We start from the raw sequence: 15,829 nt of genomic DNA on the forward strand, positions 1-15,829 counted from the left end.
GGCCTGCCAGCCCCTCCGTCACGCCTAAATCGCGGGCAATCGGCGTGAGCAGGCTGACGGGCATAAATTCAGAAGCAATCAGCACAAACACGCACAGGGTCATGGCAAAAATACCGCCCCAGTATGCGCGCTGATGAGGATGTGATGGTGTTTGGTTTAGCGTCGACATAGTGAAATTTCACGAAGATCAGGATAAAAGCCACCCGCCAGAGGCCGGTGGCTTTGCATCAATTCAGGAGAGGGTTTATTTCAGTTTGGTCTGGAAAAATTGTTCGAACTTCGCGAAAGGTATTTTTCCGGCCACGTTATCGTAGAGGTCCACATGATTTGCCCCTGGCACCACTACCAGTTCTTTGTCTTTACTGCCAATCGCCTTGAAAGCATCTTCAGCAAAATAGCGTGAATGCGCTTTCTCACCGGTCACAATAAGCGTTGGGATGGTGATTTCACTGGCGTAGCTCAGCAGCGGCATATTCATAAACGACAGTGGCATCGTTGCCGTCCACGCCCCGGTCGAGTTAACGGAACGCTCGTGGAAGCCGCGCGGCATGCGATAGTAATCGAAGAACTCTTTCAGTATCGGATGCGGATTTGCCGGCAGCGTTTCTGGCAGAACGCGCTCGCCCGCGCTGGCCTTGCCGTTGCTGTCGACGTTAATATCATGAGCACCGTGTGCGAACGTGCCGCTCTGCGCATCCTTCCAGCGCTGTTCATTCAGATATTGCAGAACAGCACGACGGTCGGCGGTGGAATAACGGTCTTTGCCATCCCCCACACCATGGCCCATCGCCCGGCTCATGTCGTACATCACGCTGGTAGCCACCGCTTTAACGCGGGTATCCATCGCGGCATCGTTCAGCGCCATGCCGCCCCAGCCACAAATACCGAGCAGCCCGATACGGTTGCGATCCACCTCTTTTTGCAGCCCTAAGAAATCCACCGCCGCGCTGAAATCTTCAGTGTTGATATCCGGTGAGGCGACGTTTCGCGGATAGCCGCCGCTTTCCCCCGTGTAAGAGGGATCGAATGCCAGGGTAACAAATCCTTGTTCCGCCAGCGTCTGCGCATACAGACCGCTGGATTGCTCTTTCACCGCGCCAAAAGGCCCACTGACCGCAATCGCTGCCAGCTTGCGATCGCCACGATCTTTGGGCAGGTAAAGATCGCCCACTAAGGTGATGCCATATCGATTCTGGAACGAGACTTTACGATGTTCGACTTTCAGGCTCTCAGCGAAGGTCTTGTCCCACTTATCTGTCATGGAAACAGGGGCATTAGGATTGGTTGAATCAGCAAAACTCATTGTTGAGGCTCCACTTAATGATGCGAATAACAGCATGGCCGGCATCGCGGTTTTTAGCGTTCGGGTGAAGGCTTTCATAAAAATCCCCATGAAAAACAACTGAGAAATACAGGTTTCCGACGGACAACGCTGCGGTGCTTTGTTTTGATGGGCTCATTATAGTGAGCAGAATTAGTGCTGATTAGAGGGCGATTAGTGCTAAGATTAATACCATAATGTTATAAATTAATATTAAGATTGCTGTCATTCAGAGGAATTATTCAATGGCGAAAAGGGAGAATTACAACGAGCTGTACTTGTTTATGCAGGTTGTACGGGAAGGCAGTTTCACCGCGGCTGCTCAGCGGCTGGGGCTTGCTCAGTCAGGAGTCAGTCGTTCTGTTCGTGAGCTTGAAGAAAGGCTGGGCGTCCAACTGCTGGTGCGTACCACGCGTAAACTGTCGCTGACGCAAGCAGGCGAGCAGCTCTATCAGAAGACGGCATCTGGATTTGATACGTTAGATCGTGGGCTTGCCACGCTGGCGCATTATCGAGAGACGCCCTCCGGTACGGTGCGTATCAATGCCAGCCAGCACGCCATTGATAAATGCCTGCTGCCTAAGCTGGCGGTATTTAAACAGCGCTACCCTGATATCAGGCTAGAACTGATGAATGAGAGCAGGTTCGTCGATATCATCGAGGAAAGATTCGATGCCGGCGTTCGTCTGGGGCCTGAAGTCGGCCAGGGCATGGTCGCGGTGCGCATTACGCCGGATATGGAGATGGCGGTTGTGGGTACGCCTGAACATTTTCACCGCTTCGGTTTTCCACAAACCCCGGCGGATTTAAAGGCGCATCCCTGCATCGCCTATCAGTTTGCCGATGGCAGCGTATATCAGTGGGAACTCATTCAGAATGATAAAAAAATCACCCATCAGCCTGAAGGGCAATGGGCTTTATCCGACAGCTATATGGAAGCAGAAGCCGCCCGGCTGGGTCTTGGGCTGGCCTATGTCCCTGTCGAACTGGTCGCGGATGATTTAGAACACGGTAACCTTATCAGGGTGTTGCAGCGTTACAGCCTGCGAATGGAAGGATTATTTCTTTATTATCCTCATCGCAACGTCTCCCCTGCCCTGCGAATGGTCATTGAGACGCTGAAAATTTAAGCGTACGCCATGGCGGGTCTTCATTGTGCAGAATGGTAGGAAGTATTCCTGCCTGAACTCAATATTTCCCATTTATAATCTGTGTGCAGAATAGCAACATTGACAATTGCATGTCTGTCTCAGGTCGCTCAATATTGTTTTTAAAGTAGTCTTATTGTTATTATCGTTTTCCATTCTAAGATTGAGTTATGCATGCCATGATCCCATTTAGGTTTAGTGAGATGACTCACGCCGATATTCCTGCTGTTCAGTCGTTCCTTATTGAACATCTTAATCTGTTCTTCAATGCTGGTAGATCCATGCCTTCTGACGAAGAAGATCTCTTTGATCTCGAACGACAGTATCTGTTACAGGAAAGGAATTCATTACTTTGCGCATGGAGCGAAAAACAAGAATTAATCGCTACACTGGCGGTATGTCAATATAATGATCGGATTGCTGAACTGCGCGGACGCTATAACTTGTCTGAAACAGCGGAAATTTGTCGTTGCTACGTGGATGAACGCTATCACAGACAGGGGATCGGCAGTCAATTGTTTTCCTTAGCTGAGGTATTTTGTCAGCAACATCAATATAAAGTTTTGTATCTTCACACACATCATTTTTTACCCGGCGGTTATCATTTCTGGTTGCGTAACAATTTTAACGTGATTATGGATATGCAGGATGAATGGCAGTTGGTACACATGGAGAGTTCACAAAAAAAAGATTCAACTGCTAATACGCAGCATTTTTGATGGTGATCAATATGTTTCATACGCGGAGATTGAATTATGTTCGTAATTTGATCAACATCAACCAATTATCATTTAGCTTCCCGTTGTTATTTTCATTTACAGCATCACGCAAAGAAACAAACACACAACCATTTGTATTTATTGATTATTTTTAGTTGCCCACTCTCTTTTGCCTCTTACCCCCTATGGTTGACCTTGTTAACAATTGCCGTTAGAGTCGCTTTCGACAGCATTTCATTACATTTTTGTATATGAATAGGAATATGGTAAGAATTATTTAATTCAATTCCATAACTGCCCCCGCAACTGTAGGCGGATGCAGAATATCCTTGTGTGGTTAATAAGCCACAGGTCACTGTAAAGTTTATCTTTATGGGAAGGCTGATATTCTGGTTACCGTGAGTCAGGAGACCTGCTGTCAAAGGTGTATACCATTGAGTGGACGGGATGGTCCATGGGATGAATTATTTGACAAATGCAGTAGTGTATTTATGAATAAGATTTCGGCTAAGTAACGCTTATTTGCATTTTTTGCATATCTTCATTCTTAAATTTCACGATTGAATGTCATCTATCTTCATGTCTCCTCCCGATATATGGAATGAAATGAGCCATGACCAGATCTTCAGATTCTGGCATCAACGGGACGATGATAATGCACGCTAATTCTACCTTTTACTCCTCTAAAAAAACGCTTCTGGCTATTTTGGGCACGACTGCTCTGCTGCTTACTTCCGGTTTTTCTGCCGCGGCAAAAACCGAATATCCTCTGACGATTAAAAACTGTGGCCGCGATATTACCTTCAACCAGGCACCAACGCGCGTGGCAACGGTGGGACAGAATAGTACCGAGATTCTTTATTCATTAGGGCTGGCCGATCGCGTCGTGGGCACTTCACTGTGGTTTGGCCCGGTACTGGATACTTATAAAACAGCTAATGAAAAAGTTGCCGTTATTGCGCAAAATATTCCCAGCTTTGAAGGGATTGTGGCTAAAAAACCGGATCTGGTCGCCAGCCAGTTTGAATGGCAAATCGGCCCAGCAGGCACGGTTGCCTCTTATGAACAGTTTAGTGAACTGAAGGTTCCCGTTTATACCGCGCCGGCTGACTGTGCGAAAGATAACGAAGATGGTGGTGATGGTGTCCGTAAGGGTATGTTTGATATTGCCATGGTGTATCAGGAAGTCGCCGATTTGGCGAAAATCTTCGATGTTCAGGATAAAGGCGAAGCGTTGATTGCCAGCCTTAAAGCACGTGAAGCCGCAGCGAAAAATAAAATTACCGGAATGGATAAGAATGTTTCCGCGGTGTTCTGGTTCTCAAGCGCCGATTTGCAGCTCGATCCTTACGTTGCCGGAAAGTTTGGCCCAGCTGCATGGATAGCCCAAACGCTGGGTGTGAAGAATGTGATTGATTCTGCCGAAGAATGGCCAACAGTGGGCTGGGAAACCATCGCTAAAGCTAATCCTTCGGTCATTGTGCTCGGAGAGATGAGCCGTCGGCGTTTCCCGGCAGATGACTGGAAGGTCAAGATGGAATACCTCAAGTCCGACCCTGTCACCAAACTGGTTCCTGCCGTCAAGGAAAACCATCTGCCGGTCATTGACGTACAGACAATGAATGCCGGGATCAGAACTATTGATGGGGTGGAAAAACTGGCGGATGCCCTTGTTGAATATGGCTTAGCGCATCCGCAGGCTGCTCATTAATCTACGTTTTGCGCTATATCCTCGGACGGTATAGCGCATCTCCGTTACTCAGGAACGCAGATAATCATGAGTGATTCACGCAGGATGCGTCGTGCCGTTGGTCAACTTGCGATGAGAATAGGTGGACATGCCGTTTGGGTCAGTGCGCTGATGTGCTGCGTACTGCTGGCGGGTATTTCCATCGGCGAAACGCTGATTCCCTGGCAGCACGTACTCAGCACGCTGGCAAATCATCTTTTTGATGCACACTACCCTGTCGATGCGCTGGATGCAGGGATCGTCTGGAACTATCGCCTGACCCGAGCGCTGGTCTCCGCCAGCTGCGGTGCCTGCCTGGCTGTTTCCGGCGTAGTGCTGCAGTCGTTGCTACGCAATGCGCTCGCTGAACCTTATCTATTGGGGATTTCTGCCGGAGCATCCACCGGAGCGGTGCTGATTGCTCTCACCGGGCTTGGGGCAGGGATCATCAGTATGTCATTGGGAGCTTTTATTGGTGCGCTGACAGCATTTATGTTCGTTGCGCTATTAGCAATGGCTGCTGGCGGTAGACAAGGCGGAGGTGTAACAACCCAAATCATCCTTGCCGGGATCGCCAGCTCACAGCTTTTCAATGCGATTACGTCGCTTATCATTACCCGCTCAGCAAACGCCGAGCAAGCGCGCGGTATTATGTTCTGGTTGTTAGGCAATTTGAGCGGTGTACGCTGGCCCGATGTTGTCTTAGCCATTCCAACCGCTCTGGTCGGTATCGTGCTGTGCTTCTGTTATGCCCGCCATCTCGACGCGTTCTCCTTTGGCGCTGAGTCTGCGGCATCGTTGGGTATTCCGGTAAAACGTACCCGTGCAGTACTGATTGCCGCCGTCACCGGCATGACGGCAATTATGGTCTCTATTGTTGGTGCGATCGGCTTTGTCGGTCTGGTTATCCCGCATGCCGCTCGTCTACTGGTCGGCAACCAGCATCATCGACTGCTGCCAGTGAGTGCGCTTACCGGCGCGATCTTCCTCATTATCGCTGATGTTATTTCCCGCACGTTACTCCCCGGCCAGGTTCTACCAATAGGTGTGATCACCGCTCTGGTTGGCGCCCCTGCGTTTTCAATCATTCTGATTAGAGGAAACCAGAACAAATGACGGTGAACCGCGTAAACCCCTTTATTACCTCTACACAAGCCGTTATTGAAGCCTGTAATCTGCGCTGGAAGGTAAAAGGTAAGACGATTGTTGATGATATTTCACTCAGCGTAACGCCTGGCGAGTTTGTCGGCATCATCGGCCCCAACGGCTCGGGCAAAACGTCACTGATTTCACTCCTGGCTGGTTTGCTGAAGCCGACTTCAGGACGAATCACTCTGCAGCAAAAAGCGCTCCAGCATTATTCGCGGCGTCATCTTGCTCAACAGGTGGCGCTGGTCGAACAACAGGCTGAAACCAGCGAGCGTCTTACTGCTTTACAAGCCGTTTCTCTGGGGCGGACCCCCTGGCTTAGCCTGCTCTCCCCCTGGTCCGCCAAAGATGACGTTATCGTGCAGACTATGCTGGAAAAGGTTGATCTCAGTGAATTACAGCACCGCTGCTGGCATACCTTTTCTGGTGGAGAAAAACAGCGCCTGCATATCGCCCGGGCGCTGGCGCAGCAGCCACAGTTGTTGCTGATGGATGAACCCACCAACCATCTCGACATTCAACATCAGATTGGCCTGCTGAGTCTCGTGAAACGTGAAAAGCTCACGGTGATTGCTGCTCTGCACGACCTCAATCATGCCGCGATGTTCTGCGATCGCGTCATCGTAATGACGTCCGGACATATGGCGATGCAAGGGAAACCATGCGCTGTTTTTACCCGCGAAAACCTCCACACCTGGTTTGGAATCGACGCCATCATTGAAAGGGATGCAAGTGGTGCAAACTGTTTTATTCGTTATCAACGGCCTGATGAATTTTAAGGAAGAATCAATGAAATACCTCAAACAGAGTCTGCAAATTTTGTGTTTACTCGCTTTCGCCTCTTCAGCCTTCGCACAAACTCACGAAGTGTTGATGAAGAATCGTGGGTCTGCGGGGCCAATGGTCTATGAGCCGGATTATCTGGAGATCCAGCCTGGGGATACGGTGAAGTTTATCCGTAAACATAAAAGCCACAACGCGGCCTCAATCGCTGAGTTGTCTCCGGCTGGCTATCCTGGATTTATGGGCAAAATAGATGAAGAGATCGAAGTTACTTATGACAATGCCGGGTTTTACGGCATCAAATGTACACCGCATTACGCTCAGGGCATGGTGATGCTGATTAAGGTTGGAGATGCCTCGTTACCAGAAAGCTACCGTGCGTTCAAAGCGCCGGGTATTGCTGACAAGCGCTTTCAGGAAATTTACGCGCGTATCGACAAACATTAATCCGCGACACTTAAGGAGGTATACGAGGTGGCAGATAATAAACGTCCAGATGGCGAAATCCAGGAACAGCGTCGGGAATGCCTGTGTAAACTGACAAAATTTGTCGGTGCGGCAGGCGTCGCTGCTGCCGTCTGGCCGCTGGTTTCGGCCTTGGGCCCGGATGAAAAAACGCTTGGGGAAAATGAACCGATTGATGTCTCTCTTGCAGCGGTCGCTGCTGGACAAACCGTCAGACGTGTATGGCAGGGAAAACTGATTCTTATTCACCATCGCACCCCGGATGAAATTATTACTGCCAGAAGTGCCGACCTGGATACGCTTATCGACCCACAGCCAGACAGCGCCAGGGTCTCTGCAGCCCATCCTCAATGGCTGGTGGTTCAAGGTTATTGCCCACATGCCGGGTGTGTACCTAACGCCCGACCGGGTGGGCTGGGTTGGATTTGCCCGTGCCACGGCTCAGAGTTTGATACCTCCGGGCGCGTGACGCGCGGGCCCGCAACGACCAACCTGGCAATCCCAGACTACGTTATTCATTCCGATGGTCAGGTCGTGCGTATCGGCGCGAAGGAAGTCTGAAATGAAGAATGAAAGCGTCTATTCGCTTCGCTGGCGTATTCCTTTCCCTCGCTCAATTGCCGGACTCTGGGTATTTGCGATCGGCGCTATCCTGCTGGTTATGCTCGGCGTGCAAATCTTTACGGGTATCGTGCTGGCGATGTTTTACGTACCGACGGCTGAGCTGGCATTTGACTCCATTATTCATATTATGCGCGCGGTTCGCCATGGAGAGCTGTTACGTAACATGCATGCTATTGGCGCGTCGCTCTTTTTCTTTGCCTGCTACATGCATATTTTTCGTGGCATGTACTACAACGTTTACCGTAAGCCCTGGATGACAATGTGGATGGTTAGCGTCACGCTGTATATCCTGCTGATGATGACCGCGTTTCTTGGTTATAGCCTGATCTGGGGACAAAAAAGCTACTGGGCGGCAACGGTGATTACCCGATTTGCCCAGGCCATCCCGCTGGTGGGTGATTCAATTTACGCATATTTAGTCGGCAGCCATACTCCGGGGACACCGATGCTGGGCCGCTTTTTTGTTATCCACTTTATTCTTCCCTTCGTGATTGTCGTCGCCACGGTTTTCCATATACGTACAGTACAGTCGGCTTTTGCCCAGGCGATGAAAAAGAGGTTTAGCGAGAAAGAGTCCAGGAGCCTGTTGTTCGATTACAAAATCACCGATCTCGATGCTATAAAAATCACTCTTTTTTTGATGGTTTTCGCCTGGTTTTTATTCTTCGCGCCGCACTATCTGAGCAGCGCCGACAACTTTATTGCTGCTGACCCAACGATTACACCCGCGATTGTTGCGCCAGAATGGTATTTCCTTCCCTTTTTCTCCATCTTGCGCTGCTTCCCGAATGAATTCGTGGGGCTAGCCGCGATGTGCGGCTCAATACTGATTTTCTATTTTCTACCCTGGCTTGATACTTCCCGGGCTCGTTTTCGCCATTACAGCAAACTGGTTAAGTGCGGATTCTGGCTATGGGTTATTAATGCCTGCTTTTTAGGCTGGTTAGGGTCGAAAGCGCTGGTTGGCCCGGATCTTCTTGACGGTTTTCGTAATGATGAGGGCTGGATCCGTGCCGCATCCCAGCTTTCGACGCTGATTTGGTTTGCCTGGTTTTTAATCGTCTTACCTTGCCGTCGTTTTCTTGAAAAACAGGACTGATGATGAAACAACTATTGAAATTCAGCGTCTTGTCCTTCTCTCTGTTGGGGCTGAGTTCCTCATATGCGCAGGAAGCCAGGCCTGAACGCCAGGAATGGAGCTTTAGCGGCATTACTGGCCAATATGATAAAGAGCAGCTTAGACGTGGCCTGCAGGTTTATGAAGAGAAGTGTCGCGCTTGTCACGGCATGAAACACCTAACCTTTCGGACGCTGACCAGACCCGGCGGTCCAGAACTCACGGCTGAAGAAGCAAGAAGTATCGCCAGCGGCTATCAGTTTCCTGAGATTCAGGATGACGGCCAGATTGGTGAGCGGGACGGTACGCTAAATGACAGCTTTATATCGCCATATCTTAATGAACGTGAAGCACGATACCTTAACAATGGCGCTGAACCCGTTGACCTGAGCTATATCGTCCGTGCCCGCTCATACGATCGCGGTTTCCCACAATTTTTGTTAGATGCTTTTCTGCCCTACACGGACCAGGGGGCAGATTACGTTTACGCACTGCTAACCGGCTATCTGCCTGCCGATCCTGAACTGAAGGCTAATCGTTATTTTCCAGGCGGCGTGATTAACATGCCAAAACCACTGACGAGTGGAGAGATCCAATGGAGCCCGGCATCGAAAAAAGCTGAAACTGAGGAGCAATACGCCAGGGATGTTACCGCCTTTCTGGCATGGGCTGCCGACCCGGCGCTCTCTGAACGAAAGCAACAGGGAAATTACGTTATGGGCTATCTGGCTATTATGTTGGGCTTGCTATGGCTATTACGACGAATGAAGAGGCGTTCGCTAATGTAGGTCTCGCGAGGTGGGGCGATTACTCAGTTCACCAGCATTCAACCGGGCAGCCGCGCTGTTGCCTTGCACGACTAAGACAAGTAAAGGAAGGCAAAATATAAACCGAGCTAAACAAAAAAACCAAGCTATTAAATAGCCTGGAGTCCATATTTAGCGGAAGCGTAGCCCGCTTCCGCTAAAACTAATTTGATTATGCCGGAGGATCTCTAAAGATGAATGGCACGATTATGCAGAATACTTACACGATCACCTTCGGCGTAGTGGCAGTTACACAGAATAACTTACAGGTTTCTATCACTACATCGACTTTCGACACACCATATATTCACTAAAGTTACCAATAATAGTACCGAGTTTTCCATTACTTAGACTGACAATGTATGTGGCAGCGGCATATTGAGATGTCCAGTAACCAGTATAATCTGTGATAGGATTCGTCGACACAAAACCTGATCCGTTGAAAGCAGTCAGATTACCCCACTCACTCCAAAGCCCACCGAGAGTTCCACGTTTACCATCACTTCTTTCACTCCCATTAAGTTGTTGTATTGTCGGTACTTTAGAAAAATTCGAACCGCAAAAACTAGCTTCATCCATGTCGGTCCCGGTAGTTGTACCATTATTGATGAACCAATTTTTCAGCGTAAAATCCCAACTGATAATTTTACCCTCACCACTAATTGGTGTGCCGGTAATAGTAACTTTACTTCCGGTTCCTGTATCGTTAAATGAAACCACTCCATCCTTTACTGTCACCCAAGGAGCATCGGCTTTCCAGTTAAAGTCTGAAGCGTTACCGTTTTTCAGCTCAATGGTGAACATCGCCCCTTTAAAACCTGTCGTTGGGAAGCCTTCATCCTTTCCAAAGATATAACCATTGACTGCAATGTCTTTTATTGAAACATCCGCCACGAAGCTGACCTTTTTATCCGCAGGCACCATCGTGCCGGTGCTGCCCGCCCTCGCGCTCACCTGAATGTCCGACACCGCCGTCGTGGTGCTCGTCAGCGTCACCGTTGTCTGACCAGCGGCGTTGGTGGCGCCGTCCGCCGTCACCGTCACATGGTCAGGCTTGTCCGCCTGCGCCGTCACCGTCTGGTCCGCCACCGGGTTGCCGTTCGCGTCCGTCACCGTCACCGCGTAGCGGAAGCTGCTGCTGCCGTCGGCAACCCTGCTGACCTCGTCCCCCTGCAGCAGAACCGACTTCACCTGCGCCGTGCCCGCGTCCGCCGTCAGGGTCACCGCCGGCTTATCGTTGCTCGCCGAACGCGCCCCCTGCATCGCCTGCACCGTCGCCTGCCCCGCTTCCGTCCCCGTCAGCCCGGCCGTATAGCTTCCCGCCGTCCCCTCCGTGAACCCCGTCACCTGCGTGTCACCCGCGCCCGCCACCTTCGCGCTCAGCGTCGCGGCCTGGCCCGACACCGCATTGCCGTTGCCGTCCCGCAGCGTCAGCGTCAGCGTCGAGACCGCCTGACCGTCCGCCACAATGTGATCGGGGGCGGCAACAAAGTCCGACTTGTCCGGCGACACGGCCCCTGCCACGAAGCTGACCTTTTTATCCGCGTCCACCATCCTGCCGGTGCTGCCCGCCCTCACGCTCACCTGAATGTCCGACACCGCCGTCGTGGTGCTCGTCAGCGTCACCGTTGTCTGACCAGCGGCATTGGTGACACCGTCCGCCGCCACCGTCACATGGTCAGGCTTGTCCGCCTGCGCCGTCACCGTCTGGTCCGCCACCGGGTTGCCGTTCGCGTCCGTCACCGTCACCGCGTAGCGGAAGCTGCTGCTGCCGTCGGCAACCCTGCTGACCTCATCCCCCTGCAGCAGAACCGACTTCACCTGCGCCGTCGCGCTGTCTGCTACGAAGTGAACCTCAGTTGTATCGTAGTTACCGTTAAGCATCGTCGCCGTCACCGTGCTGACGCCTGCCACCATACTGGTCAGTGGTGCCGTCGCCTGGCCTTTCTCGTCCGTGGTCACCGTCTTCGCGATGACCGCCCCGTTGTCCGCCGTCAGCGCCACCACCTGACCCGCCTTTTTGTCCGTCACCTGCACCAGCACGCTGTCCGTACCCTGACCGTCCGCCTTCGCATTATTCTTGTCCGACTTGATAGTCACCCCGTTATCGGATGGCACAACGTCAATCTGCATCGTTGCCGTATTGGACTGGTTTTCATGGTTGTCCGTCGCCATCGCGCTGATCTGATACGTCTGCGGCGTTTTCTGATCACCGCTGAATATATAGGCCGGCAGCATCACCTCAATTTCCGTGGGAGTCAGTATTCTGTAGCGTCCACCGCGGGCCATCAGCTCCGGAGAAACCGACCAGTCAACCCCCTTCAGGCCGTACTTGACCTTTGCGATCGTCAGCGGAATGGTGATGGTTTCCATCGCCTGTGCCCTACGCCGCTCCGGCAGCCCTATGCGCAGCAACTCCTGCTTACGGTACTGCATAACAATGTTGTAATTGCGGTCAACAAAATCGTATTTGTTACCGGCCAGACTGCGCATTAAATCCACGTTATCGGGGCTGACCTGCTGATACCACGGCACTCCCAGCCGATAGTTAATATCCAGGGCCATTCGGGTATCATTTGAGTCACCAACCGAGCGGCTGGCAGAAAGGGTCATCAGGGGGAAAGGGGTGTAACTCAGGCCCGCAGTCAGCACGGCAGGATTGTCCTTCAGGGTGTCAGGACTGGTGCTGTCACTGACGGAGACGCCCCTGCCGAAATACTGCTCGTATTTCAGGTTACCGCCGAGATAGGGCCAGGCGGGCAGATATCCCTCAGCACGTATGTCGAAACCGTTTGCCGGACGCTCATCGTAGTCCTCCATCTCTGAAAGTACTGACTGGTGCCAGTTCGTCAGCCGAATATAACCGTTAACCCCCAGCTTCAGGTAATCGCGCCACAGCTCTGCACCGCCACCAAGACGCCGGTTTTTACCCGTATAGTCATAGTCATAGAAAACGTTTTCACCCAGCATCCAGTCGTCCATATACGTCCGGTAGCCGGCACCGAGGTTAACTGTATTTCTCTCCTGGCCCCGGCGAACGCCCAGTTGGGTAAAAATAAGATTCTGATCGGTGTCGTGAAGAGGAATGAGCATATCACCGGAAAACTGCCCGTCGCTCCCCAGCGAGACCTTAGCGTTACCGAACTGATTGAGCCAGTCGTTTACTCTCTGGTTAATCAGTCCTTCGCCAACTCCCCGGGCATAATTAATGGCAGCATCCGTTCTGTTCTCGCTGGAGAACATGGACCCCATCTGCATGGCACCGGACGCCAGCGTCCCTTCAGGTTCAGACGACCGTTCCGCAACATGCCTCTCCAACATGTTTTCTGACGGAACCTTCAGCGGCCTCCCCTGCCCCAGTACCGGCCGGGTCAGATCTGGCAGACCGGGTGATACCCTGGGCTCCGGAATCAGTCTGGCATCGGGGACTGCCCGCTGACCTTGCGGGCCGGCAGAGAGTGGGACCACAGGCGCTACAGTTTGCCCTTCGCCAGAAACTACTGGCGGGGAGTCGTGATGCCCCGCCGGTTCTCCAAATATAAGTGAGTTCAGTCCATGAATTGTCCCCTGCATATCTGCAGACATATCCACATCCGCACGAACCGGTGCCGGAAGCAGCGTCAGTACGGGTGTAATAAACTGTATAATAATAAGCAGCCATGCAATAAAAGCATTACGTCTGATGTCAGGGGACATGGACTATTCCATCATTAGAATAATAAACACAGATTAAAAAAACGGACAGGAGATATATAATATCATTCTGCAGATTACAAAAAAAAACCGGTCAGGCATCCAATATAAAACAGGATGCATAACAGCGTAAGAAAAAGAGTCAGTGCCATTTCCATCACAAGCCTCTCTTACCCTTTCAGTATTTTTATGATTATCTCCACAACCCGGCATTAGTGCCTCATGTAGTATGCACCCGGCACCATTTATTTCCGGACAGACAGCCAAGGAAATAGCTTAAATTCCGTATAGCTCTTTTATTTTTGCTTTAACAACCTGATATCCAGCATAATTAACGCGGTTACATAAGGTATCCAGCTTCATATCAAGCTTCATGGTATATACTGCTTTCGCATCGTCCCCCATAATATTTTTATTGGTGTTCAGAAACGTATACCCGTTGCCAATTTTTATATAGTCCTGTGAATATTTTTGATACTGCTCACTTCCGGCCCGCCGCAGAAAATTAAAGTTATCCACACAACTGTTGTTGCTGGAAGTAATAGCATAAACCGGAGTCAGGGAGTTTCTTCCGCTGGCGTACTTTACTGACGGAGTCATATTTTTACTGACTGCCTTATTGTCCGGGGAATGAGCCGCGCCAGAGGATGAACAGGCCGCCAGAAAAACTAGCGAAGCAATCGGAATCAGTTTTAATATCATGTAAAAACCTCGTTTAATTAAGAGAATGAATTATCCAACATGCAGGTTCACCATCCTCAAGGAAATGCCGGGATCAGCGTTCCATCGAGTCGTATCCGTATTCGCAGACCCAGCTTATTCAGCCAACTTAACCTGAGGCGGTAGATGCTCCTACCCTGTTCGATAAGAGCACGCATCATCGGCCGCTGTTTCTGCGTCGGTTCACGGAACTCAAGTTACTTCATAAAGACCTCGGCCCAATTGAACAAAAAAAGAACCAAATTTGTGCAGAAAACAAGCCGAGGATAGTATGCGTAGACATATTGATCAACAAAAACGATCAATTAATTATTATTGATAGTCATTGACTATCACAAAAGGCGTAATCGATCGATATTTACATTGAACTAAATCGCCGTAAAATTGATCAAAATCAATATACAATTCTAATCATTTGCTGACTAAGGATTATTCGTAACGCGCAATCAACACGGTCTGAGTTTATTAGACCGGTGCATATTCCTGCTGGCTATCTGAAAAACCGGCATCACAGTTTTTCCTGAACTTCAGTTTTTAAGTCAACAGAACCAGATAGACTCATCAATAGTCTAAAAATCATTAATGATGGCCCCTCTAATCACAATGAAACGAATCATGACTGTTGCAGATCATCGATGTAACGATATTTTCGACAATGTATGGGTTTGTTGTATCCTCGTTTACCCGGCTGTGATGGTGGGGTCAGTCCATTAACGGCAGGGAGTGTCTGGATTATCCATAGCGATTCAATCCGTATTATTTTGAAACATTAACTCTTACCTTGTCATAGCTAAACAATTCATAACCAGAAGTGATTTTTTAATTTACCGTTCAAGCCACATAGCTATAATAAGGCATCTTTCAAACAGGAGTTATTCGTTGGACAGTTACCCTAAATTAAATAACAAGGCAAGCTAGCGAAAATGTTCCTGTCGCTGCTTGCCGGTCCCGGTGGGCAGTAATTTCACCTAACATGTGATTGCGCCTCAAAATAACTACTAATTAGCGTGATGTTCTTATCGAAAATCATCCCGCCATAACTAAATTAACCCCGTATCTTCAAGAGGAGAAGCGTTATGACGCATAACATTTCTGATGAACCTCCATCGAGAGGGCTAAGCACAGGCTGACTATCTGCATTGAAATCAGGTGTATGCAATGGAGGTGGTCATGACAGTTGCCTTGAAACTGTCGGTTAATGGCCTTTCATTTAATGCACTTAGGTGAGGTGTAGCATGTTGCTCACAACCAAACGTTATATTTTTTATGTTGATGCTAATAGCACCATTCATTTTTCAACTCTGGCGGATGCCTGTCTGCCCGTCCGGAATTCATCACCACTCGCCATCAATAAAAAGCTCGCTAGCGGAAAGTCTTTCGTCAGTGGGTTCCTGCAAAAACTTGCAAATAAAAGACAGCGTGCTGTTGAGGATTATATCAACACGTTACTGCCTTAATTCGTAATGTACCATAGAGGCTTGAGTTAAGCTGACGCGCCTCTATGGCCATTTTGGGTTTATAAATTTCATCCTGCATTATTCACTCATGTTCAGTG

At 50.0% G+C, this 15,829-nt stretch carries 13 protein-coding genes, 1 pseudogene and 1 riboswitch; of the genes and pseudogenes, 10 read left to right on the top strand and 4 right to left on the bottom strand.

Annotation, left to right across the window (positions count from 1 at the left end):
• A pseudogene (locus OGW16_RS10645) lies at positions 1–169 on the bottom strand (MFS transporter); the annotation flags it as partial.
• 75 nt (positions 170–244) lie between these two features.
• The gene (locus OGW16_RS10650) at positions 245–1,303 is read right to left on the bottom strand and encodes an alpha/beta hydrolase (RefSeq protein ID WP_286518569.1); all 1,059 of its coding nucleotides are present in this window, start codon (positions 1,301–1,303) and stop codon (positions 245–247) included.
• 263 nt (positions 1,304–1,566) lie between these two features.
• Here OGW16_RS10650 and OGW16_RS10655 point away from each other — a divergent pair, with 263 nt between their 5' ends.
• The 9 genes from OGW16_RS10655 (at position 1,567) to OGW16_RS10695 (ending at position 9,843) form a co-directional block, all read left to right on the top strand.
• Positions 1,567–2,451: a LysR family transcriptional regulator gene (locus tag OGW16_RS10655; protein ID WP_043015831.1), complete on the top strand. Its 885-nt coding sequence runs from the start codon at positions 1,567–1,569 to the stop codon at positions 2,449–2,451.
• Positions 2,452–2,648: 197 nt separating this feature from the next.
• Positions 2,649–3,188 (top strand): GNAT family N-acetyltransferase, encoded by a 540-nt coding sequence (locus tag OGW16_RS10660; RefSeq protein WP_181231535.1) that lies wholly within the window; start codon positions 2,649–2,651, stop codon positions 3,186–3,188.
• A gap of 210 nt (positions 3,189–3,398) precedes the next feature.
• Positions 3,399–3,622: riboswitch (cobalamin riboswitch) on the top strand.
• Positions 3,623–3,843: 221 nt separating this feature from the next.
• The gene (locus OGW16_RS10665) at positions 3,844–4,899 is read left to right on the top strand and encodes an ABC transporter substrate-binding protein (RefSeq protein WP_087052647.1); all 1,056 of its coding nucleotides are present in this window, start codon (positions 3,844–3,846) and stop codon (positions 4,897–4,899) included.
• A gap of 66 nt (positions 4,900–4,965) precedes the next feature.
• Complete coding sequence (locus OGW16_RS10670; RefSeq protein ID WP_047412228.1) at positions 4,966–6,033, top strand: FecCD family ABC transporter permease; 1,068 nt, start codon at positions 4,966–4,968, stop codon at positions 6,031–6,033.
• Complete coding sequence (locus OGW16_RS10675) at positions 6,030–6,845, top strand: ABC transporter ATP-binding protein (RefSeq protein WP_181230564.1); 816 nt, start codon at positions 6,030–6,032, stop codon at positions 6,843–6,845. The genes OGW16_RS10670 and OGW16_RS10675 overlap by 4 nt, the downstream gene beginning before the upstream one ends.
• A 10-nt stretch (positions 6,846–6,855) precedes the next feature.
• Positions 6,856–7,296, top strand: a complete 441-nt coding sequence (locus OGW16_RS10680; RefSeq protein WP_043015827.1) for a pseudoazurin — start codon at positions 6,856–6,858, stop codon at positions 7,294–7,296.
• 27 nt (positions 7,297–7,323) lie between these two features.
• The gene (gene petA, locus OGW16_RS10685) at positions 7,324–7,875 is read left to right on the top strand and encodes a ubiquinol-cytochrome c reductase iron-sulfur subunit (RefSeq protein WP_051642642.1); all 552 of its coding nucleotides are present in this window, start codon (positions 7,324–7,326) and stop codon (positions 7,873–7,875) included.
• Between the two features lies 1 nt (position 7,876).
• Positions 7,877–9,037, top strand: coding sequence for a cytochrome b (locus OGW16_RS10690; protein WP_181230565.1), 1,161 nt, complete (start codon positions 7,877–7,879; stop codon positions 9,035–9,037).
• 2 nt (positions 9,038–9,039) lie between these two features.
• Positions 9,040–9,843, top strand: coding sequence for a cytochrome c1 (locus tag OGW16_RS10695; protein WP_075144873.1), 804 nt, complete (start codon positions 9,040–9,042; stop codon positions 9,841–9,843).
• Positions 9,844–10,140: 297 nt separating this feature from the next.
• Here OGW16_RS10695 and OGW16_RS10700 read toward each other — a convergent pair whose 3' ends face one another.
• Both OGW16_RS10700 and OGW16_RS10705 read right to left on the bottom strand, forming a co-directional pair.
• Positions 10,141–13,557 (bottom strand): inverse autotransporter beta domain-containing protein, encoded by a 3,417-nt coding sequence (locus OGW16_RS10700; protein ID WP_286518402.1) that lies wholly within the window; start codon positions 13,555–13,557, stop codon positions 10,141–10,143.
• Between the two features lie 273 nt (positions 13,558–13,830).
• On the bottom strand, positions 13,831–14,256 hold the full coding sequence (locus OGW16_RS10705) for a YuaE family lipoprotein (protein ID WP_075144875.1): 426 nt from the start codon (positions 14,254–14,256) through the stop codon (positions 13,831–13,833).
• Positions 14,257–15,509: 1,253 nt separating this feature from the next.
• Here OGW16_RS10705 and OGW16_RS10710 point away from each other — a divergent pair.
• Complete coding sequence (locus OGW16_RS10710; RefSeq protein WP_043015821.1) at positions 15,510–15,731, top strand: hypothetical protein; 222 nt, start codon at positions 15,510–15,512, stop codon at positions 15,729–15,731.
• The last annotated feature ends 98 nt before the right edge of the window (positions 15,732–15,829 follow it).

The sequence above is a fragment of the Citrobacter sp. Ce104 genome (assembly GCF_030334595.1).
GTDB lineage: Bacteria > Pseudomonadota > Gammaproteobacteria > Enterobacterales > Enterobacteriaceae > Citrobacter > Citrobacter europaeus.